This is a genomic window from Cognatundibacterium curvum, assembly GCF_014284235.1.
Taxonomy (GTDB): domain Bacteria; phylum Pseudomonadota; class Gammaproteobacteria; order Burkholderiales; family Burkholderiaceae_D; genus Undibacterium; species Undibacterium curvum.
On record NZ_JACOGD010000003.1, the window covers coordinates 359,911 to 383,807 of the forward strand.

A 23,897-nucleotide genomic window follows, 5' to 3' on the forward strand; every position below is an offset into this window, starting at 1 on the left:
TCTGCGCCTGCCATGAACGACTCAATTCCCTTTTTTGCCTGGCAAACCACACCGCTTGAACTGTTAAGCTTTGTGCTGTCGGTGCTGACTGTACTGCTGAATATCCGCCAGATACATTGGGCCTGGTTATTTTCTATCCTGTCGTCTGCACTGTACGGCATCGTTTTTTTCTCATCCAGATTGTATGGTGACAGTGGTTTGCAAATGGTGTTTGTGGTGGTGTCGGTATATGGCTGGTATTGCTGGCTGCAAGGGGGGAAACAAAGTCAGGAAATGCCGGTTACCAGCCTGAACCTGATGCAACGCTTTGCTGCCATCCTGGCCTGGTTAAGCGGTTTTGTTATCCTGTCTCTGTTTCTCAAAACCTACACCGATACCGATGTACCGTATATGGATGGTTTTCTGACCGCTGGCAGTCTGGTTGGGCAATTGCTTTTATCGAGGAAAAAAATAGAGAACTGGCTGATCTGGATAGCTGTGGATGTACTGTATGTCGGTCTGTATCTGAGTAAGGGACTGGTGCTGACGGCCATACTGTATGGGATTTTTGTCGTATTGGCCGCGATAGGCTTAAAACAATGGAGTGCAGCATGCCGGGTATAAAACAAGCGCAGAAGATTGCGATTCTTGGTGCAGAATCTTCCGGCAAATCAGCGCTGGCTGAAATGCTCGCAAAGCGCTATCAGACCGTCTGGGTGCCGGAGTATTTACGTGAGTTTGTCGATACCCAGGCACGCGTTCCTAAGGAGCAGGAGCAGACTGGGATAGCACAGGAACAGCTGCGACGTGAGGCAGTCATGCTGACGCAGGCAAATCAGTATCTGTTCTGTGATACTTCCCCGCTGATGACCTGGATTTACAGTGATCATTACTTCCGTTTTGCGGATGAGGCATTGACGGCACTGGCCGATGAGCATGACTACGATTTCACGCTGGTGACTGCGCCCGATTTTCCGTGGACGCCAGATGGCTTGCAGCGTGAGTCGCCCGCTGTGCGCCAGCGCATCCATGAGCGTTTATTGAGCGAACTGGAAGCGCGTGATATTCCCCATTTGCTGATAGAAGGCAGTCCTGAGCAGCGGCTGGAGCAAGTTGGGTTTGCGCTGGAATTTCTGATGGAGTGATTCAGGTATTCAGCTTCCTATAGCTTCGTGCAGCTTCCTGCAGCTTTGTGCAGCCATAAAAAAACCTCAGTGCATCAACACTGAGGTTTTTTACTTCTGCGACTAGCCGGGATTACTGGTTTTCCATCAGGCTGCGCAGATGCTCGGATTTGCCAGGATGACGCAGCTTCTTCATGGCCTTGGCTTCGATCTGACGAATACGTTCACGCGTGACCTCAAACTGCTTACCAACTTCTTCCAGTGTGAATTCAGTGGTGGTGTCGAGGCCGAAGCGCATACGCAATACCTTGGCTTCGCGCGGGCTCAGTCCATCCAATGCTTCTTTCAGTTTTTCCTGTACCGATGCCTGCATCGCAGCTGCCATCGGCGACAAGGTCGCATTGTCTTCAATGAAGTCACCCAATTGCGAGTCACCATCATCACCGATAGGTACGTCCAGTGATACCGGTTCTTTTGCAATCTTCAGGATTTCACGTACTTTGACTTCAGGCAGACCCATTTTTTCAGCGATGGCAACCGGTTCAGGTTCCAGTCCCGTCATTTGCAGCAACTGACGGCGTACCCGGTTCATCTTATTGATGGTTTCTATCATATGTACCGGAACGCGGATGGTTCTGGCCTGATCCGCGATGGCACGTGCGATTGCCTGACGTATCCACCAGGTAGCATAGGTAGAAAACTTATAGCCGCGACGGTATTCGAATTTATCCACCGCTTTGAGCAAGCCAATATTACCTTCCTGGATCAGATCCAGGAATTGCAAGCCACGGTTTACATATTTTTTCGCAATCGAAATGACCAGACGTAAGTTCGCCTCTGTCATTGCGCGCTTGGCTTCGCTGGAACGCTTTTCTCCAGCGATCATTTGCTTGTTGATGTCGCGCAGTGCGCTCAATGGCAATTGCACGCGTTCTTCCAGTTGTATCAGCTTGTTCTGCAATTCCCGCGCAGCGTGGATGTGGCGTGACAGGGTCGCTGCATAGGGCTGGTTCGATTGCGTTTCATGCTCAAACCAGGCGGCATTGGTCGCGTGGACTTTCAGCATATCGATGAAGTAGTTACGCGGCATTGCGCATTTATTCACCAGCAATTCCATCAACTGTTTTTCAGTCTGGCGCAGGTCCTTCATTTGCTTACGCAGGGTGTCGCACAGCTTTTCAGCTGTCTTGACGGTGAAGCGCATGCTTTGCAATTCGCGTGAGATTGCCTGTTGTGCCGCTACATAAGCTGCAGACTGGTAACCGTCACGTTCACGTGCTGCCTGCATTTCTTCAAAGCGTTTAGCGACTACGGCAAATTTTTGCAGGCTGGCTGTTTTCAGCTGTTGTAATTGCTCATCGCTGATGCCGACGTTATCGGCAACTGATTCGTCATCGTCTTCATCTTCATCGGCATCGTCGCTGTCGTTCAGCAGCAGGGCTGAATTGTCGGCTTCTTCCGGTGCAATCAGGCCATCGATAATGTCATCCACCCGCACTTCGTCCTGGGCGATTTTTTCAGCGATGACCAGGATTTCCTGGATAGTGCCCGGGCAGGCTGAAATCGCCTGCACCATGTCTTTCAGACCTTCTTCGATGCGCTTGGCGATTTCGATTTCGCCGCTGCGCGTCAGCAATTCCACGCCACCCATTTCACGCATATACATGCGGACCGGATCAGTTGTACGGCCAAAGTCAGAGTCCACAGTGGCCAGTGCAGAGGCGGCTACCGACTCCGCTTCATCATCGCTGACAGCGGTGACCACGTTGTCGGTCAGCAGCATCATTGCTGCGTCCGGCGCCTGATCATAAACTGCGATACCCATGTCATTGAGTGTGCTGATCACTTCCTGAATCATTTCTGCATCAGCGATTTCTTCTGGCAGATGATCATTGATTTCAGCGTGGGTCAGGTAAGTACGCTCTTTACCCAGGCGTATCAGCTTGGATAATTGCTTGCGGTAGTGTTCGAGTTGTTCTTCGTTGGTGCCGGTTTTTTTACTCTTGGCACGCGCTGCCCGTTTCAATTCTGCAGATTCCGCAGCATTCAGCGCCTGAATTTCATCGTTGTCGAAGAAGCTCTCGGACGATTTGCGGCCGCGCTTGGCAGGCTCTTTACTGCCGGGCATGACATAGGCAGAGGTATCGATGTCCGCAGTCTTGGACAGCAGTTCCGGCGCGGCAGTTGCCACAGGTCTGACTTCCGTGGCAGGCTTGGCGCTCAGCACGCTGCTGGCGGCTACGCGCGGCATAGACACTTCCGCGATGACCGGAGCGGTAAAGGCTGGAGTTGGTACCCGTGGTTCTGTGTGACTCGCCACTGGTGCTGCCGGGCGACTGATGGCAGGCGCAACCGCTACAACTGGTGCAACTGGCGCTACCGGCTTCAGCGTAGTGACTGGAGCGGGTGCAGCGAATTTGGTGTTGCTGATGCGGCTTTCGCGTTTCACGCTGACCGTGACCGGTTTGCTACCCAATTGATCCGACAGCAGCAGCTTCTTAGCTGGCTTGACGCTGGTTTTACGGATAACGGCGGCACGTGGTTTGGCAATGTCGGCACCGGTCAGTGTCAGTAACTCAGCTTTCAAGTCGGCACGGATTTCGGTTTTGACTTCCACCTTAGGCTCAGGGGTGATGTCCGCTTCTGCAACTGCAGCAAGTGCTTCCACCTCATGATTGATAGCGCTGATGTCCTGATTGGATAGAGGCTCTTCACTCAGGCTTGAAGCTGCGGTCTCGGCAGGGATGTCCTCGACAGGAAGCGAACTCATCGCTTCGATATCCTCAGCAGTCAATGCCTTAGGTGTGACGATCGCAGCCGCAGACACCGCCTGCATGCGCGAGCGGCGCTTGGTTATCACTGTCACAGGAGCAGCGGGAGCGGCGACATTTTCAGCAGATTCAGCGACCGTAGCCTCTGTCGTCACTTCATTGCTGGAGCTGGACAGGGTCGGGCGATTCAACTGTAATGTTTTCTTTCCCAGGGTGAGTGTGGAGCCTGTTTTAGAAATAGAAATCGTTGAGTCAGTTAAGCTGTTTTTCATGTAACAAAATCGAATGCGACAACAAAGGCTTGTCAATAGTGTATGGCAATGGCGATAGGCTGCTGACGATCATGTGTTGTAGATCAACGGCAGACACGGACGAAAAAGCCCGCTGTAGTAGCGGGCTACGCTGATGAAAGCGGATTCATCTTGCTCAAACTGGATCTCTGAAGAGACGCGAGGGCAGAATTATCCTCGGCTTAGCTCTTCTTGACAAGTTTTGTCTGTAATTTCCTGGATTTTTAAAAGTGCGCAATTGTAGCGATTTTTTGTGTGCTCGTGGGAGCGCTAGGTCTGATAAGGCTTTCAAGGGGTAGGGGTATCAGAATCAGGCAAAATCCGCTCTGGATACGCAGCATATAGAATAAACAATTAATGCGAATTTTGTGCTGATGCTTAGGGCTTACTGCTGCATTTTTTTGGTGTGTATGCTCAGCCGTTTCAATTCACGCGGGTACTCAATGAAGCGGCTGAGCTGGGCCATCAATTCAGGTGGCCATTCAGATGGTGACTCAGACTGACCAATTCAGAGGCACGCCTTTCTGATCTGTGACTGTCGTCATTTCCCTGAATACCCTTGCTTGCAATGCGTCAGGCAGGCGTACAAAGTCGACGCTGTTGACCAGGCGGTCACCATTGAGGAAGGCCCAGTTGAAGTATCTGAGTGTCGCTTTCGCCTGTTCAGTATTGACTGCAGCCTGCGGCATAATGACGAAAGTTCCCATGGTAATCGGCCAGGACTTGGTGCCAGCTTTGTCGGTTAGCGCTTCTTCGAAATTACCGCTGGCTTTCCAACTGCTATTACTCAGTGCGCTGGAAAAAGATTCTGCATTTGGCAGTACAAATTTGCCTTCCCGGTTTTGCAGTTGTGCGACATCGAGTTTTTCCTGTACCACGTAGTTGTAGTCTACATAGCTGATCGCATACGGCGTTTTTTTCAGTTTGGCAGCCAGCAGACTGCTTCCTTTCACTTGCTGTACATTTTCATTCCACGGTATGGTGAAATTTTTTCCGTACTGATTTTGCCAGTCCGGATTGGTTTTGCTCAGATAATCGCTGAAATTATAGGTGCTGCCTGATCCATCCTGACGCGCGATCACTTCGATGGTATGGGCGGGTAAGCGTAAGCCAGGATTCAGACTTTGAATTGCCTGATCATTCCAAAGCTGGATTTTTTTGGAAAATATCTGCGACAACAGAGCGCTATTGAGCTTTAATTCGCCGGAACGCAGGCCGGGAACATGGTAAATAATCGCGACACCGGAGACGGCAGACGGGAACTGTATCAGTTTTGCTTTTTTTAATTCCGCGGATGGCAAGGCAACATCACTTGCACCAAAATCCAGTTCATTGTTTTTGATTTTGCGTATGCCAGCGGATGAGCCTATGGCTTGATAATCAATTTTTGATGCAGTTGTTTTCGCGTAGGCATCGGCCCAGGTCTGGTACAGTGGGGCGGCAGCGGAAGATCCGGCACCTTTAATTTCATTTGCGCCAGCATAGGCGGATGTCAGCGAAATCAGGCTGATGAGTAGTACTTTGCGTATCATGATTGTTGATGTATGGAAAAATAAAAGCCGGCGCGATTATCCCACAAGCGTTTTTTTTGTGAAGAGGCTCGTAATTTGCTTGTCATGTCAAGGCGTTATGCTTAGAGTTAAGCGTTTTGCATAAATTGTTTATATCATTTGCCGTTTTAACCTGGGAGATTGACATGGCTGCAGTCGGAAGTAAGAAGGAAGTTGCTGTCGCAAAGCTTGTTGCTGGACGTAAGCCGGTGGCGGCTAAGGTGCCAGCAGTGAAAGCCGCCAGCACAGCTCGTGCGCAAAAAACAGCGACAGCGGTCAAAGCTGTTACTGAGCGCGCTTTCGCTGTCAAAGCAGAGGTGCAGGAAAAACCCCGCAAAACTAAGCTGGTCAGGGATAGCTTTACCATGCCAGAGGATGAATATGCGGTACTCGGGCAAGTAAAGAAGGCTTGCCTGAAAGCGGGTGTTGAAGTGAAAAAGAGCCAGTTGCTGCGCATAGGCCTGGTTTTGCTGAGCCGCAGCGGAACACCGGAACTCAAAAAACTGATTGCTGAACTGGCGCCTTTAAAAGCTGGTCGCCCTAAAAAAGAGAAGTGAAATTCGAATAAAAACAACAGCCTGCAGCGATGAAAATCCTGCAGGCTGTTGTTTTTTTATCTGCTAATGCTGCTGTCATCAAACCGACATGTGGCTGTCATCTTGCTGAAGTATTCGCTCTTTATTCTTCGTCCGTCAGCGTTTCAATCATGCGACTTTACAAGGACGACGAATGCGATTACTCACCATACCTGCCGATGCCAATCCCAGCTTTTCCAAGCTCAGTCTGAGTCTGGCGACGACGCCGGAAGAGGTCAAAGAAGTACAGCGCTTACGCTATAAAGTGTTTATCGAAAGTATGGGTTTGTCTGCTTTATCTAATCCGGATGGACTGGATAAAGATGATTTTGATGCGTATTGCGATCATCTGATCGTACGTGACACTAAAACACTCAAGGTAGTCGGGACTTATCGTATCCTTGGTCCGAATGCGGCGCGTGAAATGGGCCGATACTATTCTGAGACAGAGTTTGATCTGTCCCGTCTGCAGCATATTCGTTCCGGCATTGCTGAGGCTGGCCGTGCCTGTATTCATCCGGATTACCGCAGTGGTGCTGTCATCATGATGTTGTGGGCAGGTCTGGCAGCTTACATGCGCCGTGAGCGTTGCAGTCACCTGATTGGTTGCGCCAGCATCAGTCTGACCGATGGTGGTCAGAATGCAGCCGCAATTTACCGCAGTTTGACAGAAAATGATTTCTGCCCGCTGGAATACCGCGTGTCCCCCCATCTGCCATTCCCGCTCGATGAAATTGATACCAGCAATACCGAAGCGCGTATTCCGCCTTTGCTGAAAGGCTATCTGCGTGCCGGTGCCTGGGTGTGTGGTGATCCGGCCTGGGATCCGGATTTCCACAGTGCCGATTTGTTTGTGATGCTGCCTTTGTCGAATCTGGATAATCGCTACGCCAAGCACTACGGAACAGGGGAGTAAAAGATGAAACCCGCTGATCAGTTCCTGAATAAAAAACTGCATAAAGCCGCAAAAAAAGAAGTAACGCGGTTTAAAACGATCTGGATTTCGGATCTGCATTTGGGAACCAGCGGGTGTCAGGCAGCAAAATTACTGGAGTTTCTGCGTGCGACCGAGTCGGAAACTCTGTACCTGGTTGGCGATATCATCGACGGCTGGCAGTTGAAGCGTCGTTGGTATTGGGATCAGACTCACAACAATGTGGTGCAGACGGTGTTGAAAAAAGCCAAAAAAGGAACGAATGTGATTTTTGTTCCGGGTAATCATGATGAGTCGGTGCGGCAGTTCATCGATCTGAACTTTGGTGGCATACAGATACGCGATGAACTGGTGCACACGACCGCAGAAGGTAAGCGTCTGCTGGTCCTGCACGGGGACCGTTTCGATGGTGTGATTGCCTGCGCAAAGTGGCTGGCTTATGTGGGTGATAATCTGTACACCGTGATCCTGAAATTCAATCAGGTATTCAATAACTGGCGCGCCCGTGCCGGTTTGCCTTACTGGTCTTTGTCCCAGTATCTGAAACTTAAAGTCAAAAATGCCGTGAGTTATATCACGCAGTTTGAAGATGCATTGGCTGAAGAGGCGCGCCGTAAAGGTTTGGACGGAGTGATTTGCGGTCATATTCACAAACCTGAAATCCGTGATATCAACGGCATCCTGTATTGCAATGATGGCGACTGGGTGGAAAGTTTATCCGCGCTGGTCGAGGAACCCGATGGCAAGCTGCGCCTGATTACCTGGCATGATGTGGTTCAGCATGGTCATCCTGTGTCGGAGCAAACTGCGGTCGAGGCGGATGTGGCAGCGATTGCGGGCTGAGTCAGAATCTGAAATTCTGTTCTTGATTTCTGGCCTGATTCATTCTGAGGCACCGTAGAAATAAAAAAGCTGTGTAGCGACACAGCTTTTTTACATTTGTACCAGGTCTGTGATTAACGCACCACCAGGTCCGGCGTCATGATGGCCTTCAGATAGGTTTGCATCTCTTCTGCATCTCTTTGTTTCTGCGAGATCCACCAGACATTCGCCTTTCTGACAGGGTAATCATGCAAAGGGTGGCCGAGTAATTCGCCGACTACCTGACCCAGGTAGGGTTGATGACCTATGATCAGTACCGGTTCGCGGCTGTGGGGCCAGTTTGCGGCCAACAGTACGTCCTGTACGGTGGCGGCCGTGCCAAGTTCCGGGCAAATCTTGAATTTCCTGCCGCAAGTTGCCAAAGCCTCTGCCGTATCCCGGGTACGAATCGCCGGGCTGACCAGAATTTTGCAGGTGTCTGGCAAGGTGCTGTCTAACCAGTAGGCCATCTTACTGGCCTGCTTCAGGCCTTTACTGGTCAGCTTACGAAACTCATCAGTGATATCTCCGCTGGCGAGTTCGGCTTCGGCGTGACGCCACAGGATTAAGTCCATTATTCCTCGTTTCGTTCAGATAAAGAGCCCAGTTGTTGCATCAGGTATTGTTGTGCGCAGAAAGAAGCTTGTTTGCTGCGTGCTTTCTTGCGCTCGTAATGACCTTCGCTATCGAGTACCCAGGCATTCACATTGTCTTTCAGGTAGGGATCCAGGCCCTCTGAAATGACGCGCTTTTTAAGAGATTTTTCGAGTACCGGGAAGGCGACTTCAATGCGTCGGAACAGATTGCGGTTCATCCAGTCTGCGCTGGCCAGATACACGTCATGCGCCAGATCATTACGGAAGTAGTAAATCCGGCTATGTTCCAGGAAGCGACCGATCACCGATCTGACCCGGATGTTTTCTGACAGTCCAGGCACGCCGGGGCGCAGTGCGCAGGCACCGCGTACGATCAGATCAATCTTAACGCCATCGGCAGACGCTGCATACAGTGCGCGTATTACCGACTCATCCAGTAAGGCATTCATCTTAGCGATGATGCGGCCCGGACGGCCTTCACGTGCAATGCGTGCTTCGTTACGGATTGCCTTGATAATTTGTGGTTGCAGTGCAAACGGTGCTAACCACAAATATTCCAGCTTTTTCGGTTTATTCAGGCCGGTCAGATGAATAAACACTTCATTCACTTCTGCCGCAATGCCAGGGTGAGCCGTCAACAAACCAAAGTCAGTGTAAAAACGGGTAGTCGATGGATGGTAGTTGCCTGTGCCCAGATGGGCATAGTGGCGCAGATGACCGCCTTCTTCGCGCCGTATCACCAGCGCCAGTTTGGCATGGGTCTTCAAGCCAACCACGCCATACACCACCTGAGCACCGGCGCGCTGCAATTTGTCGGCCCAATTGATGTTCGCTTCTTCATCAAAACGCGCCATCAACTCCACTACGACGGTGACTTCCTTGCCCAGACGTGCGGCGGTAATCAGGGATTCCATTAAATCGGAATTCATGCCGGTGCGATAAATGGTCTGCTTGATCGCGACCACATTCGGATCCTGCGCGGCAGAGCGAATGAAATCAATCACGGTCTGGAAGGGCTGGAATGGGTGATGCAGCAAGATATCCTGCTTGCGCAGTAAGGTGAAAATATCTGCGTGGTGGTATTTGCTGATCGCTCTTGGAGAGAAAGGTGGAAAGCGCAGATTAGGCTGCTTTACATGATCTATCAATTCACTGAGCCTGACCATATTGACCGGGCCATCGACCGGGTACAGGCGGTCCGGGCTCAGGGAAAACTGTTCCAGCAGGAATTTGGCCAGATCTTCCGGGCAGTTTTTGGCGACTTCCAGTCGAACTGCTGCACCGAACTGACGGGTTTGCAATTCCCCCTGCAAAGCCTGGCGCAGGTTTTTGACTTCTTCTTCGTCCACCCACAGATCACTGTCGCGGGTGACGCGGAACTGAGAGTAGCTCAGGACTTCACGGCCATTAAACAAATCTTCGATGTGGGAGTGAATAATCGAGGAAAGCAGGCAGAAAGATGCGCCCTTATCCGACAATTCATCCGGCAGCTTAATCACGCGCGGCAATACACGCGGGGCTTTAACGATGGCGATGCCAGTGCCGCGACCAAAAGCATCTTTGCCTGCTAAAGAAACGATGAAGTTGAGACTCTTATTGACAACTTGTGGAAACGGGTGGGCCGGATCGAGACCTATCGGGGTCAGCAGCGGGCGGACTTCGCGCTCAAAATATTGCTTGACCCAGGCACGCTGGGCTTCATTGCGCTCTGAGTGGCGTAATAAATGAATACCTTTTCTGGAGAGTTGCGGCAGGATTTCCTGGTTGAGTAACTCATATTGCTTTTGTGCCAATTGATGGCATTCGGTCGATACCCGCTTCAGCATAAACTGGAAAGCAGGGTGTTGCGCCAGTTCGCCATCTATCGTATTTTGCGCCAGCAGGCTGGCTACCCTGACTTCAAAAAACTCATCCAGATTGCTACCGACGATGCACAGGTACTTGAGTCTTTCTAATAAAGGAATAGTGCGGTCTTCGGCCTGAGCCAGCACGCGCCAGTTAAACGCGATTTGTGACATCTCCCGGTCCAGAAAAATGACACTCCTCGAGGTTTCTGCCTTATTCGCAGCTGTCACATTTCTCGCTGCCGGTTTGGACTTTTCTGTTTTTTCTATATCCGGAGCGGTCGTAGGGGCTGGATCTATGGTCTGTTCTGTGGGGGGGGCTGTCACTTCTGGTGTGTGCATAGTTTTTCGCATGTCATCAAGGCTGTCATCAGCTGGCATATATATGGCAATGCCTATTGTAGGTGTAAAACATGACAAGTTTATGACAAATAAAATTGCTTTAAAAGAAATATTTCATAATTATTTCTGCTTGTCATGTTCTTGTCATATTTCGTCGTTAAAGTTCGCCTCGCAGTAGCAAAACATGTAATTTAACCTAGAGGTCAACATGCAAATGAATCATGTCGTGAAATCCCTGATCGCTGCAGTCGGTGTGGCAGCATCTTTCTCTGTTGCACACGCAGCTGATATTACTGGTGCTGGCGCGACTTTCCCATTCCCGATTTACGCGAAATGGGCTGAAGCTTATAAAAAAGCAACTGGCACAGGCCTGAACTATCAGTCCATCGGCTCCGGTGGTGGTATTAAACAGATTAAGGCAAAGACAGTCGATTTCGGTGCATCCGATATGCCTTTGAAGCTCGAAGAGTTAGACGCTGAAGGTCTGACCCAGTTCCCAGCTGTGATTGGTGGCGTGGTTCCGGTTGTGAATCTGGATGGCGTGGCACCTGGCGCAATGAAAATGACTGGCGAAGTGTTGGCTGGTATTTACATGGGTAAAATCACGAAATGGAATGCAGCTGAAATCGTTGCACTGAATCCTGGCGTGAAATTGCCTGCTGAAGAAATCACTGTAGTACATCGTTCTGACGGTTCCGGTACCACTTTCCTGTGGACAGACTACCTGAGCAAAGTCAGCGCAGAATTCAAAACTGCAGTTGGTTCTGCGACAGCAGTGAAGTGGCCGGTCGGTATGGGCGGCAAAGGTAATGAAGGCGTTGCAGCAAACGTGCAGCGTATCAAGAATTCTATCGGTTATGTTGAGTACGCTTTCGTGAAGCGTAACAAAATGATCCATACTCAATTGAAGAATCTGGATGGCGTTTTTGTTGCACCTGATGATGAAAACTTTAAAGCAGCAGCGTCTCATGCTGACTGGGCGAAAGCACCTGGTATGTATCTGGTGTTGACTAACCAGCCAGGTAAAGCTTCCTGGCCAGTGACTGGCGCTTCTTTCATTCTGATGCACAAATCCCAGGCGGACGCTGAAAAAGGCAAAGAAGTGTTGAAATTCTTTGACTGGGCATTCAAAAACGGCGGCGCAATGGCAACTGAACTGGAATATGTATCCATGCCAACTCCGGTTGTGAAGCAGATTGAAGAAGGCTGGAAAGCTAAAATCAAAGATGGATCTGGCAAAGCACTGTGGTAATCACAGGCTGAGTAACTTGTAATTCCGATGTGAGCCTCTCTGCAACTCAGAGATTGTCGTATCAGGCGAACCACTGCGGTGGTTCGCCTCCCGGTGAAAAAAAACACACCCATGACACTACCAACGTCTACCGTCAACATGAACGCACCCTCCGTTACATCTGCAACCTCTTCCTCGCCGCAAGCAAACTTGCCACTTAGTGATGCGCGCATGGCGGTCATTATGCGTCGTCAGCGTTGGCAGGATTTCTTCTTTCATAAACTCACCTTGAGCTTCGCAGCATTTGTGCTGATCGTATTGCTCGGTATTATTTTCTCTTTGTTTGTCCGTGCCTTGCCTGCGATGCAGGAATTCGGACTGGCATTTATCACCACCATAGAGTGGGATCCGGTCAACGATAAGTTTGGTGGCCTGATTGCGATTGTGGGCACGCTTGCTACTTCTGTCATTGCGTTGCTGATTGCGTTTCCAGTCAGTTTTGGTATCGCTCTGTTCCTGACTGAAATCTGCCCGGCCTGGCTCAAACGCCCTTTAGGTACAGCGATAGAATTGCTGGCAGGTGTGCCAAGTATCATCTACGGCATGTGGGGTCTGTTTGTATTTGCTCCGCTGTTTTCTGAATATGTACAGCCTGCGCTGGCTGCCACCCTGGGTAAATTGCCAGTGATTGGTGCTTTGTTTTCCGGCCCTATGATAGGTCTGGGTATTCTGTCGGCTGGCATTATCCTCGCGATCATGATTATCCCGTTTATCTCTTCCGTGATGCGCGATGTGTTTGAAGTGGTGCCGCCTGTACTGAAAGAGTCGGCCTATGGTCTCGGTTGCACTAAATGGGAAGTGGTCAGAAAGATTGTGCTGCCTTACACCAAAATCGGTGTGGTTGGTGGCGTGATGCTGGGTCTGGGACGTGCGCTGGGTGAAACCATGGCAGTGACCTTCATGATTGGTAATGCACACAAATTGTCCTGGTCCTTGTTCGCAGCCGGTAACAGTATCGCCTCTACACTCGCGAATGAATTTGCAGAAGCAGAGTCGGTGCTGCATACCTCCTCGTTGTTCCTGCTGGGTCTGATACTGTTTGTGATTACGTTTTTTGTGTTATCTGCAGCTAAATTATTGTTGCTCGGTCTGAGCAAAAAAGAGGGATCAAAATAATGAGTGATCAACAAGTAATCACGGCGCGCAATCCGGTCTACCGTAAGCGCCTGTTCATGCACAGAGTGGGGATTTTTCTATCCTCGATCGCGATGGCGTTCGGCCTGGTGTTCCTGATGTGGATTTTGTTCACGCTGATCGTGAAAGGTTTTTCGGCAGTTAATCTGGCGATGTTCACTGAGTCGACTCCTGCACCAGGCAGCGAGGGTGGCGGTTTGATGAATGCCATTGTCGGTAGTTTTATGATGGTTGGTGCAGCTACCCTGATCTCCACACCTATCGGTATTCTGGCTGGTATCTACCTGGCGGAATATGGTGATAAAAGCTGGTTTGGTGGCCTGACCCGCTTCGTGACTGACATCATGTTGTCCGCGCCGTCTATCGTGGTTGGTTTGTTTGTGTATGCAATCTATGTCGCTAACGTGAAGCATTTTTCCGGTTGGGCTGGCAGTATCGCGATTTCCCTGATTGCGATTCCGGTTGTGGTGCGTACCACTGACAATATGCTGGGCCTGGTGCCTGCCAGTTTGCGTGAGGCGGCATTTGCGCTCGGTGCGCCGCGTTGGAAAGTCGCTTTGCTGGTACGTCTGCGTGCGGTAAAAGCAGGTGTGGTCACCGGTATTTTGCTGGCTGTGGCACGTATTTCCGGTGAAACCGCGCCTTTGCTGTTCACCGCGCTGAGCAACCAGTTCTTTAACGGCAATATGAATAAACCAATGGCGAACTTGCCTGTGGTAATTTACCAGTTTGCTATGAGTCCTTATGAAAACTGGCGTGATCTGGCTTGGGCTGGTGCCTTGCTGATTACTTTCAGTGTTTTGGGCCTGAATATTTTATCGCGTACCTTGTTTAACCAAAAGACACAGCATTAATCCGAGCATCGATATGACAACTACTCAAGCAAATACCCAAAAGAAAGCAATCGAGATCGACGGGCTGAATTTTTACTACGGTGCGACCCGTAGCCTGCGCGATATCAATCTGAATATTTTCGACAAAAAAGTGACTGCTTTTATCGGCCCTTCGGGCTGCGGTAAATCCACTTTGCTGCGCACCCTGAACCGTATGTATGATCTGTATCCAGGTCAGCGCGCAGAAGGCCGTATCATTTATAACGGTAAAAACATTCTGGATACGGATCAGGATATCAATTTGCTGCGTGCTAAGGTCGGTATGGTGTTTCAGAAGCCGACTCCATTCCCGATGTCGGTGTATGACAATATCGCGTTTGGTGTGCGTCTGTATGAGAACCTGTCCAAAGGCGAGATGGATGAGCGCGTGGAATGGGCACTGAAAAAAGCGGCGATCTGGACCGAGGTCAAAGATAAACTCAATAAGAGTGGTCTGAGTTTGTCTGGCGGTCAGCAACAACGTCTGTGTATCGCACGCGGTGTGTCGGTCAGACCGGATGTGTTATTGCTGGATGAACCAACGTCTGCGCTCGATCCTATCTCTACCGTCAAAATTGAAGAGCTGATTAATGAGCTCAAAGAAGAATATACGATCGCTATCGTGACGCATAACATGCAGCAAGCTGCACGTTGCTCTGACTATACTGCTTACATGTATCTGGGTGAGCTGGTCGAATTTGGCGAGACCGATCATATTTTCATGAACCCAGTCAAAAAAGAAACCCAGGACTATATTACCGGTCGTTTCGGTTAATAACACCCAGTGATACGGAATACAGGAGAAAAAAGTGACAGGTGAACATTCTTCAAAGCAGTACGACATGGATCTGGAAACGATCCGTTCTAAAGTGTTACTGATGGGCGGTCTGGTAGAAAGCCATTTCCATGATGCGATGTCTTGCTTCAGAACTGGTAATGAGCAACAGGCTGAGGCCGTGATTCAATCGGATCTGGAAGTGAACCGGCTGGAAGTTAGCCTGGATGATATGTGCAGCCATCTGATCGTCAAGCGTCAGCCGGCCGCGAACGATCTGCGTACCGTGATGGCGACCGGTAAAGTGATTACTGATTTAGAGCGGATTGGTGACGAATCGACTAAAATTGCACGTATTGCAAAAGATGCGGCAGTTAACCGCCGCAGCCTGCCTATGTTCAGCGGCTATGAAACTGTGCGTGTACTGGCAGCCAATGTAGCTGATATGCTGCATCACTCGCTGGACGCATTTGCGCGTCTGGATGATGCAAAAGCGGTGCAGCTGATCGCACAGGATGCGATCATTGATAATGACTTCCGCTCGATTATGCGTAACCTCATCACCTTCATGATGGAAGATCCAAGCACGATTTCATCTTCTCTCAATGCTTTGTGGGTAGCGAAAGCGATAGAACGTATCGGTGATCACGCGAAAAATATTGCGGAACATACGATATACATCGTTGAAGGTAAAGATATCCGGCATTCTGATTATGTCGCAACCAAACAAGAGCAAAAGAGCTAATTGAGATATGGCAGCTGACACCACTATTCTGATCGTTGAGGATGAACCGGCTATCGTTGAGCTGGTCAGCTTTACCCTGCGTGCCGCTGGCTGGAATACCTTCGCTGTGAACAATACAGCCGAGGCGTGGGAGTTTATTCAACGCCGCACGCCGCAACTGATTTTACTGGACTGGATGTTGCCGGATCAAAGCGGCTTGCGTTTGTTATCCAAGATTCGTGGTGATCGCCAGTTTAATGAAATTCCCATCATCATGCTCACAGCAAAGAGCATGGAAGAGGACAAAATTGCGGGATTGGATCATGGTGCGGATGATTACATCACCAAGCCATTTTCACCGCGTGAACTGACAGCGCGCATTAAGGCTTTGTTACGCCGTAAGAGCCCTGAGCACGCGCAGACTGCGCTGACCGCTGGTTCCGTGGTACTCGATCCGGTCAGCTGTACCGTCAAAATCTCTGACCAGAAAGTCGATATCGGACATGCGGAATACAAGCTGCTGAAGTTCTTCATGGCCCATCCTGAACGTGTATTTTCGCGCAGCCAGTTGCTCGACAAGGTGTGGGGTGATCATGTCGTGATCGAAGAACGCACTGTGGACGTGCATGTATTACGTTTGCGTAAAGTCTTAAAATCAGCCGAATCTTTAATTAAGACGGTACGTAGTGTAGGCTATATGCTGTCTGAGAAATAAATCCGGTTGCCGGAGCGGGTGCCTTCATCGCTCCGGATCCAGCTCTCTCCACTGCAGGCACAGCAGGCTGATCAATTCAGGCCAGGATCAGCAAGTGATCTCTACTATCCTCATTCCATAATAATATCTGGATCCCTTATGTCTCCTCGTCTGATTTTCTGGATTTCTAATGTCGTCAGAATTTTCCTGGTGCTGGCTGGAACTGCGCTGGCGGCTTATTTCTGGGGTCTGGTTCCCGGTTTGATTCTGGGCTTTCTGATCTTGCTCACCATGTTTCTGATACAGCTGGTTTATTTACAGCGACTCGGCGACTGGCTCGATAATCCCAGCAGCTCCCGCTTGCCCGATGGCTCAGGTGCCTGGACTGATGTGTTTTCTCGTTTGTACAAACTGCGTCGTGGCGATGAAAAAAATCAGGCCGAGCTGACTGAATGGCTGGCGCGCTTCCGCCAGGCGATGACGCTGCTGCCGGATGGCGTCGTTATTATGGATGATGTGTTATTCCTGGAATGGTGTAACCCGGCTGCTGAGCATCATCTGGGCTTGAGCCTGAGCCAGGATAAGGGTATGCGCGTCACCAATCTGGTGCGCAGCCCTGAGTTCATGGATTACATTATCCTGGGTCGCTACGAAACCCCGCTGACCCTGTCTTTCCGCGACAGAAAGCTGATCGCGCATATCATCCCGTTTGAAAACCGGCGTCAGATTCTGGTGACCCACGATGTGACTGAATCCCAGCGTATCGACATGATGCGACGTGACTTTATCGCCAATGCCTCGCATGAATTACGTACCCCGCTGACAGTGATTAACGGTTTTCTGGAAATTGCATCTTTGCAGCCAGACCTCGATATACCGACCCGTAACGCGCATCTGAGGCTGATGTCCGAGCAGGGTGAGCGCATGCAGCGTCTGGTCGAGGATATGCTGACTTTGACCCGTCTGGAGTCAGTCGATCACTTGTTACGCTCGGAAATTGTGAATATGCGTGGCCTGCTGGAGCAGATTTTGCAGGAAGCAGAAGCCTTATCAGCCGGACGTCATCAGCTCAGCCTCAGTGTTGATGGGCCGGATGTCAAAGGCAGTACCGATGAAATTCGCAGTGCACTGACCAATCTGGTCACCAATGCGATTCGCTACACACCACAGGGTGGACGGATTGAAATCAGCTGGGAGAATGTGGAGCAGGGAGCGAAGTTCAGCGTGCGTGACAATGGTATCGGCATCAGTTCAGAGCATATTTCCAGGCTGACTGAGCGCTTTTACCGGGTCGACAAGAGCCGTTCGCGTGAGACCCAGGGAACCGGTCTCGGCCTGGCTATCGTGAAACATGTGTTATTGCGCCACAATGCACAATTGTTTATTGAATCGACGCCCGAAGTTGGCAGTGTCTTTGCAGTCCAGTTTCCCGGCACAGTCTTACATCAGCAGCACTGAGTACGCATGCGCTGGCAACAGCCAGCTTTAGCGTCATTTGGCTTGATTTAGTTTAAATTTCTTGTCGTAAATATTTAGTCTGAGTAAATACGGTACACTCAAAAAAGATTCCTGGTAGTAAAATCAGTGTCATCCAGACATCTGGAATTCTTTTTTGAGGAATGTTCGATGGAAATGAATGTTTTGGTGCTGGATGACGCGCAGATTAACGTGACCCTGCTGTGTCATTTGCTACAAAAACTGGACGGTTGCCGTTCCATCAGTTTCACTCAGCCTGCCAAAGCACTGAGCTGGTGCGCTAGTCAAGTGCCCGACCTGGTGCTGGTGGACTATATGATGCCTGAGATGGATGGTGTGGCCTTCATCAGTCATTTTCGCCAGTTGCCAGGCTGCGCCGATATTCCCGTGCTCATGATCACTGCCAACAGCGAGTTGGAACTGCGCTACCAGGCACTGGATGTCGGCGCCACCGACTTCCTGATCAAACCGATAGACCGCATCGAATTCCTGGCCAGAACAAAGAATATGCTGGCCTTGCGGCGCAGCCAGCGCTTTCTGGAAGACAGGGCCAGCTGGCTGAATGTCGAGGTGCAGAAAGCCACTGCAGAAATTCGTGCCCGCGAGAGAGAGACCATATTGCGCTTATCGCGCGCAGCGGATTCGCGCGATCCTGAAACCGGTGCGCACATCATCCGTATGGCAAATTATTCCAAAATCATTGCAGCCCGTCTGGGACTGTCCACCGATGATCAGCAACTGATACTCGAAGCCGCACCCATGCATGACATAGGCAAGGTCGGCATTCCGGACAGTATTTTGCTCAAGCCTGGCCGGTTAACGCCGGAAGAGTTCACGATCATGAAGCGCCATTCGCGTCTGGGATATGAAATTCTCGCTGGCAGCTCGTCTGAAATGTTGAATGCCGGTGCCGTCATCGCGCTGGCGCACCATGAAAAATTTGATGGCAGCGGCTATCCACAAGGCTTAGTGGGTGAAGATATTCCTCTGTTTGCCCGCATCGTTGCGGTGTCCGATGTGTTTGATGCGCTGACTTCTGAACGCCCTTATAAGGCGGCATGGGAAACTGAGCGCGCTTTGGAATTTTTGCGTGAAGGTTCAGGGCAGCATTTCGACCCTGCCTGCGTGGATGCGTTTATGGCGGGCTTGAGCGAGATAATGACAATTAAAAATCAGTATCAGGAAGATTTATCGCAGCAAAAAGCCTTTGGTGCAGAGTGGGGTATACAGACCTGATACAGACCTGATGCAGATACAGGCTGGCATCAAACACCACTTGAAATGCGCTGATCATCCCCGTTTTTTACAATGAGGTTGCTATGAAAATTGCTCAGGAAATTTTATATGGTACACCCGGTGCGGAATGGAAGCTGGAGGATGTGGCTGCCATTTCACCACAGCTGGTGCTGATATTTGCCTCGATAGCACATTTCGAAAATCCCGATTTTTTCCCTCGTTTGCGACTTTGCCTGCCGCATGCCCACTTGCTGGGCTGTTCGACTGCCGGTGAGATTTCTGCTCAGGGTGTGAGTGCACAAAGTGTTGTGGTGACTGGCATACATTTCGATAGCGCGCGGTTTCAGATCGTTACTGCCAGCTTGCCCGACATGGAGCACAGTGCGCAGGCCGGACGCGCGTTGGCCGCGCAATTGAATAAAGATGGCTTGCGTGCGGTCAGCGTATTTGGTCAGGGAGTTGGTATCAATGGCAGCGCACTGATCGATGGCATCGTGGCAGAGTTGGGGCAGGACTTGCCTGTCACGGGTGGCCTGGCGGGTGATAATGGCAGTTTTTCGCGCACCTATACGCTGGGTCCCGCCGGAGTTTCTGATGCGCAGATTGTGGCGCTCGGTCTGTATGGCGAGAGTCTGACTTTTACGCATGGCAGTTATGGCGGCTGGCGTCCGTTTGGGCCGGTACGCAAGGTAACGCGTTGCGAAGACAATATACTGTACGAACTGGACGGTGCCCCCGCGCTCGATATCTATAAAAAATATCTGGGTGACTATGCGGCTGACTTACCCGGTTCAGGTTTGTTATTTCCGTTTGAGATGCTTGGCCATTTGCGTGAATCTTTGGGGCAGATACGTACCATACTCGGCATCAATGAGCAGGATGGTAGCCTGATATTGGCTGGCTCGATTAATCCCGATGGTTATTTGCGCCTCATGCATGCGCAAACCAATGAATTGGTGGATGGGGCAGAAACTGCTGCCAGCGCGGCTTTGCCCAAAGATGCGCCGTATTCCGGTCAGGCGCTGGCGATGCTGGTCAGCTGCGTAGGCAGAAAACTGGTGATGGGCGGTCGGGTGGATGAGGAAGTGGAAGTCGTGCAGGACCTGATGGGCCAGCATACAGTGATATGCGGCTTTTATTCCAATGGAGAGATTTGTCCAGGCTATCAATTGCAAGTCTGCAGCCTGCACAATCAGACCATGACCATCAGCTATATGGCTGAGCGTATGTGATGGCGCATAAGCTCTCTCAGCGTCAATACAAACGCTTATTGGGGATTGCGGATGAGGCGCAGCTTCAGCAACTGCTACAAGAGTTTGAAGCGCTCTCGACATCGGCTGATTGTCCGCCTTTGGCTGGGCGTGCATTGCAAGGGATGCGGCAATTTTTTACGCAGGTAGACGAAGCCTATGTACAGTCGGATCGTGATCTGGAGCTGGGTAAGCGCAGTCTGGAGCTGAGCTCGCAGGAACTGGGACACGCTAATGAAACTTTAAGGGCAGATGCGGATCAGCGCCGTCAATTGTTGAGCGCTTTGCGCCAGACCGCGAATGAGGCGCTGGGCCAGCTTGGCCGTCAACTCAGCGATGATGATGCGAGTCTGGAAGGCTTATCGCAACAATTATCTATCCTGGTGAATGAACTGCTAACCACGCGCAACGAATTACAGGAAGCGATGGCTGACCTGGGCAAGCAGCAGTTCGCACTGGATCAGCATGCGATCGTCAGCATTACCGATGCCAAAGGTACGCTGATTTATGCCAATGAAAAATTCTGTACCATCAGTCAATACAGTTCGCAGGAGCTGATGGGGAAAAACCACCGTATCGTGAATTCTGGCCTGCATAGCAAAGAGTTCTTTCATAAGATGTGGGCTACGATTTTGTCTGGCAAAGTCTGGCACGGTCAAATCAGAAATATCGCGAAAGATGGTAGTTTTTACTGGACCAACGCAACTATCGTTCCCTTACTGGATGAGGATCAGCGACCTTATCAGTTTATTTCCATCCGTACTGATATAACAGAAGAGTTTGCGCTACGTGAAAAGATAGAGTCGAGTCAGACCTTATTGCAGAATGTGATGAACACACTGGGCGAGGGCGTCTATACCGTTGATGCGGCGGGGCTCTGCACTTTCATTAATCCTGAGGCTGAGAAGTTACTTGGCTGGCAGTTAGATGAAATTATGGGGCAGAAATTGCATAAGCTGCTGCAGCCAGAGTTACCTGTGGATGGAGCAGTGATGGACATTTCTGAGCAAATACGTTTGTATATCGCTGCAGGAAAAGCCTTCCGTTCCGATCTGACTTTTTTGCGGCATAAAACCGGTAAGAGCTTTCCTGCTGCGATTGTGGTGTCGCCGATTTTTGAAGAGGGGAAAATAGTCGGTGCTGTTGGTGCTTTCCAGAATATCTCGGCACGTCTCGCGACTGATCAGGCTTTGCGCGAAAGCGAGATGAAGCAACGTATGTTGCTGGACAATGCAGCTGATGCTGTATTCGTTGCGGGTGCCGATGAGAAGTGTACTTACGCCAACGATCTGGTGCTGACTTTACTTGGTTATCAACGTGAGGAATTGATAGGCAGTTCAATTCATGATCTGTTTGTGGATGAGCGCGCCGATCCCTCGGAGCTGAGGTTTATGTGTCAGCTGATGCAAAGTCAGCGTTTGCGCGCAGAAGTTCGGTTGGTAACTAAAGATGGCAGTGCCGTGCCGGTCGAGCTGAATGCCGCCTTGCTGCCTGATGGCAGTATCTACTGTTCTTGCAGGGATATTACCGAGCGTCTCGAATTTGAATCAGCACTGATTAAGGCTAAAGAAGGAGCGGAAGCGGCCAATAAAGCCAAGAGCCAGTTTCTCGCGACCATGAGTCACGAAATACGTACGCCTATGAATGGCATCATAGGGATGACTGAGCTGGCGCTGGACACACCTTTACAACCGCAGCAGCGCGAATACCTGGAATTAGTGAAGCTGTCTTCCGACGCTTTGCTGGCTATCATTAACGATATACTGGATTTTTCCAAAATCGAATCCGAAAAAATTATTCTGGAAAAAATCGACTTCTCTATCCGCGATTTGCTTGCCTCATCGCTCAAGGCACTGGCGCTGAAGGCGAATGAGAAAAAACTGGAGCTGGTGTATCAGATAGACCCTGGCATTCCTGAAATACTGATCGGTGATCCGGGCCGGATACGACAGATCATTACCAATCTGGTGGGTAATGCCATCAAATTCAGTGAGGCCGGAGAAGTGGTGCTGGAAGTCCGCCTGGTCGCCAGTCATGTCAACAAGGTCGACATATTTTTCGCCGTCAGGGATCACGGCATCGGGATCCCATACGATAAGCAAGCCAGTATTTTCCAGGCCTTCAGTCAGGCGGATGCGTCAACTACCCGCAAATATGGCGGTACCGGTTTAGGCTTGACCATTTCTTCGCGGCTGGTGCAGCGCATGCATGGCAAGCTGGAAGTGCTCAGCGAACCTGGCCAGGGCAGCAGTTTCTTTTTTACACTGACTCTGGGCGTGGGTAGCAACTTAGAGACGACAGTGGCGCCGGCCAGTTTACATGGTTTGCGCGTGTTAATTGTCGACGACAACGCCATCAACCGGCATTTTTTTGAAGATACGCTGATTGCCTGGGGCATGCTGCCTCAGTCTGCGGAAAGCGCAGAAGAGGCGCTGCGGCAACTGGCTGACGCCGCAGAGCAGCAGCATCCTTTAGATCTGATTTTGCTCGATATCTGTATGCCAGAGACAGGCGGCTTTGAGCTGGCAGAACGCCTGCGTCAGCCTGATGGTAGTTATGAGCAGAAAATCATCATGCTCTCGTCAGCCGGGGCGTATGAACATGCCTGCCTTTGCCGCGAGGTGGGCATACACGATTATGTGAGTAAGCCGGTCAGTCAGTCTGAACTGTTCCATGCGGTAGCTGCAGTGATGGCTGGTATAGACCGGCATGTATTGCCACTGTCGTTGCCGGCGGAGCCTGGCATCACGCCGTTACAGCCATTACGGATACTGGTCGTGGAAGATAATTCGGTCAACCAAAAGCTGGTGATCTCACTGTTGGAGAAGTGGGGGCATAGCAGCACCATCGCTGAAAATGGATTAATCGCGATAGACCAGATTTCGCACCAGCATTTTGATCTGGTATTGATGGACATGCAGATGCCCCTGATGGGCGGCGTCGAAGCGACGATGTACATACGCCAGCTGGAACGGGATGCAAAACGGACTGCCCGTATCCCTATCATCGCCATGACAGCCAATGCCATGCCTGGCGATTGGGAAAAATGCCTGGAAGCTGGCATGGACCACTACTTAAGCAAACCGATCAAAGCAGCTTCACTCAAAGAACTGCTCGATCAATATCAATTACAAGTAATTCAAGGGGCAATGATGACGATTCCCGACCGGAGATCTGATACTCATAATGAAGCTGCGTTTGCAGGTGAACGGTCAGACTTTGACTATCACGCGGCATTGCTGCGCGCTGATCGTGAAATTGTGCAGATTATTGCCAATTCTTTTTTGCAGACTTACCAGCAACATGTAGAGGAAATACGTACAGCAATTGCGACTCAGGATGCGGAGCTATTGCACAGAGCCGCCCATACTTTGAAAGGATTGGTCGCAAATTTCTGTGCCGAACCGCCAGAGAATATCGCTTATGCACTGGAGCAAAAAGGCAAACAGGCCGATTTTAGTCAGACGCCTGAGCTGTTTCGTCAGTTTGTGAGCGAACTGGAAAAAATGAATCAGGCTTTACGTCAGTTTATCGCTGACATGCCGCCTGAATAAAGTGGGGTTAGGTTTAGTCAGGGTT

At 50.5% G+C, this 23,897-nt stretch carries 19 protein-coding genes; 15 read left to right on the plus strand and 4 right to left on the minus strand.

Going from position 1 to position 23,897, the window contains the following annotated elements; all coding sequences use genetic code 11:
• Positions 1-12: 12 nt before the first annotated feature.
• Both pnuC and H8K43_RS07755 read left to right on the plus strand, forming a co-directional pair.
• On the plus strand, positions 13-603 hold the full coding sequence (pnuC, locus tag H8K43_RS07750; protein ID WP_186903291.1) for a nicotinamide riboside transporter PnuC: 591 nt from the start codon (positions 13-15) through the stop codon (positions 601-603).
• The gene (locus H8K43_RS07755) at positions 591-1,124 is read left to right on the plus strand and encodes an AAA family ATPase (RefSeq protein WP_186903292.1); all 534 of its coding nucleotides are present in this window, start codon (positions 591-593) and stop codon (positions 1,122-1,124) included. The genes pnuC and H8K43_RS07755 overlap by 13 nt, the downstream gene beginning before the upstream one ends.
• A gap of 112 nt (positions 1,125-1,236) precedes the next feature.
• Here the strand turns inward: H8K43_RS07755 and rpoD are convergent, their stop codons facing one another.
• Together rpoD and pstS (H8K43_RS07765) are read right to left on the minus strand one after the other, a co-directional pair.
• Entirely contained in the window at positions 1,237-4,146 is a 2,910-nt protein-coding gene (gene rpoD / locus H8K43_RS07760; RefSeq protein ID WP_230403741.1) for an RNA polymerase sigma factor RpoD, read from the minus strand.
• A gap of 512 nt (positions 4,147-4,658) precedes the next feature.
• Positions 4,659-5,696 carry a phosphate ABC transporter substrate-binding protein PstS gene (gene pstS, locus H8K43_RS07765; RefSeq protein WP_186903293.1) on the minus strand — a complete coding sequence of 346 codons (1,038 nt, stop codon included), beginning with the start codon at positions 5,694-5,696 and terminating at the stop codon, positions 4,659-4,661.
• Between the two features lie 164 nt (positions 5,697-5,860).
• On the opposite strand from pstS (H8K43_RS07765), the gene H8K43_RS07770 reads away from it, so the two are divergent.
• The 3 genes from H8K43_RS07770 (at position 5,861) to H8K43_RS07780 (ending at position 8,066) form a co-directional block, all read left to right on the plus strand.
• Positions 5,861-6,271 (plus strand): hypothetical protein, encoded by a 411-nt coding sequence (locus tag H8K43_RS07770; RefSeq protein WP_222610985.1) that lies wholly within the window; start codon positions 5,861-5,863, stop codon positions 6,269-6,271.
• Between the two features lie 172 nt (positions 6,272-6,443).
• Positions 6,444-7,205 carry a GNAT family N-acetyltransferase gene (locus H8K43_RS07775; protein ID WP_186903294.1) on the plus strand — a complete coding sequence of 254 codons (762 nt, stop codon included), beginning with the start codon at positions 6,444-6,446 and terminating at the stop codon, positions 7,203-7,205.
• A 3-nt stretch (positions 7,206-7,208) separates the two neighbouring features.
• Positions 7,209-8,066, plus strand: a complete 858-nt coding sequence (locus H8K43_RS07780; protein ID WP_186903295.1) for a UDP-2,3-diacylglucosamine diphosphatase — start codon at positions 7,209-7,211, stop codon at positions 8,064-8,066.
• A 113-nt stretch (positions 8,067-8,179) separates the two neighbouring features.
• On the opposite strand, the gene H8K43_RS07785 is transcribed toward H8K43_RS07780, so the two are convergent.
• Positions 8,180-8,659, minus strand: coding sequence for a SixA phosphatase family protein (locus H8K43_RS07785; protein WP_186903296.1), 480 nt, complete (start codon positions 8,657-8,659; stop codon positions 8,180-8,182).
• Positions 8,659-10,698: a polyphosphate kinase 1 gene (gene ppk1 / locus H8K43_RS07790; protein ID WP_230403764.1), complete on the minus strand. Its 2,040-nt coding sequence runs from the start codon at positions 10,696-10,698 to the stop codon at positions 8,659-8,661. Before ppk1 ends, H8K43_RS07785 begins: the two co-directional genes overlap by 1 nt.
• A gap of 376 nt (positions 10,699-11,074) precedes the next feature.
• Between ppk1 and pstS (H8K43_RS07795) the strand changes: the two genes are divergently transcribed.
• The 10 genes from pstS (H8K43_RS07795) to H8K43_RS07840 all read left to right on the plus strand — a co-directional run bounded on the left by pstS (H8K43_RS07795) (position 11,075) and on the right by H8K43_RS07840 (position 23,872).
• Complete coding sequence (gene pstS, locus H8K43_RS07795) at positions 11,075-12,118, plus strand: phosphate ABC transporter substrate-binding protein PstS (RefSeq protein WP_186903298.1); 1,044 nt, start codon at positions 11,075-11,077, stop codon at positions 12,116-12,118.
• 210 nt (positions 12,119-12,328) lie between these two features.
• Positions 12,329-13,273: a phosphate ABC transporter permease subunit PstC gene (gene pstC / locus H8K43_RS07800; protein ID WP_230403765.1), complete on the plus strand. Its 945-nt coding sequence runs from the start codon at positions 12,329-12,331 to the stop codon at positions 13,271-13,273.
• Complete coding sequence (gene pstA / locus H8K43_RS07805; RefSeq protein ID WP_186903299.1) at positions 13,273-14,145, plus strand: phosphate ABC transporter permease PstA; 873 nt, start codon at positions 13,273-13,275, stop codon at positions 14,143-14,145. Before pstC ends, pstA begins: the two co-directional genes overlap by 1 nt.
• A gap of 13 nt (positions 14,146-14,158) precedes the next feature.
• A complete protein-coding gene (pstB, locus tag H8K43_RS07810; protein WP_186903300.1) occupies positions 14,159-14,938 on the plus strand; it encodes a phosphate ABC transporter ATP-binding protein PstB in 780 nt (259 codons plus the stop codon).
• Between the two features lie 34 nt (positions 14,939-14,972).
• Positions 14,973-15,683 (plus strand): phosphate signaling complex protein PhoU, encoded by a 711-nt coding sequence (phoU, locus tag H8K43_RS07815; protein ID WP_162020242.1) that lies wholly within the window; start codon positions 14,973-14,975, stop codon positions 15,681-15,683.
• 7 nt (positions 15,684-15,690) lie between these two features.
• Positions 15,691-16,377 (plus strand): phosphate regulon transcriptional regulator PhoB, encoded by a 687-nt coding sequence (phoB, locus tag H8K43_RS07820; RefSeq protein ID WP_162020243.1) that lies wholly within the window; start codon positions 15,691-15,693, stop codon positions 16,375-16,377.
• 138 nt (positions 16,378-16,515) lie between these two features.
• Positions 16,516-17,814 (plus strand): phosphate regulon sensor histidine kinase PhoR, encoded by a 1,299-nt coding sequence (phoR, locus tag H8K43_RS07825; RefSeq protein WP_186903301.1) that lies wholly within the window; start codon positions 16,516-16,518, stop codon positions 17,812-17,814.
• Positions 17,815-17,982: 168 nt separating this feature from the next.
• Positions 17,983-19,068, plus strand: coding sequence for an HD domain-containing phosphohydrolase (locus H8K43_RS07830; RefSeq protein WP_329604491.1), 1,086 nt, complete (start codon positions 17,983-17,985; stop codon positions 19,066-19,068).
• An 83-nt stretch (positions 19,069-19,151) separates the two neighbouring features.
• Positions 19,152-20,300 (plus strand): FIST signal transduction protein, encoded by a 1,149-nt coding sequence (locus tag H8K43_RS07835; RefSeq protein ID WP_186903302.1) that lies wholly within the window; start codon positions 19,152-19,154, stop codon positions 20,298-20,300.
• Complete coding sequence (locus tag H8K43_RS07840; protein ID WP_186903303.1) at positions 20,300-23,872, plus strand: PAS domain S-box protein; 3,573 nt, start codon at positions 20,300-20,302, stop codon at positions 23,870-23,872. Before H8K43_RS07835 ends, H8K43_RS07840 begins: the two co-directional genes overlap by 1 nt.
• Positions 23,873-23,897: the final 25 nt, after the last annotated feature.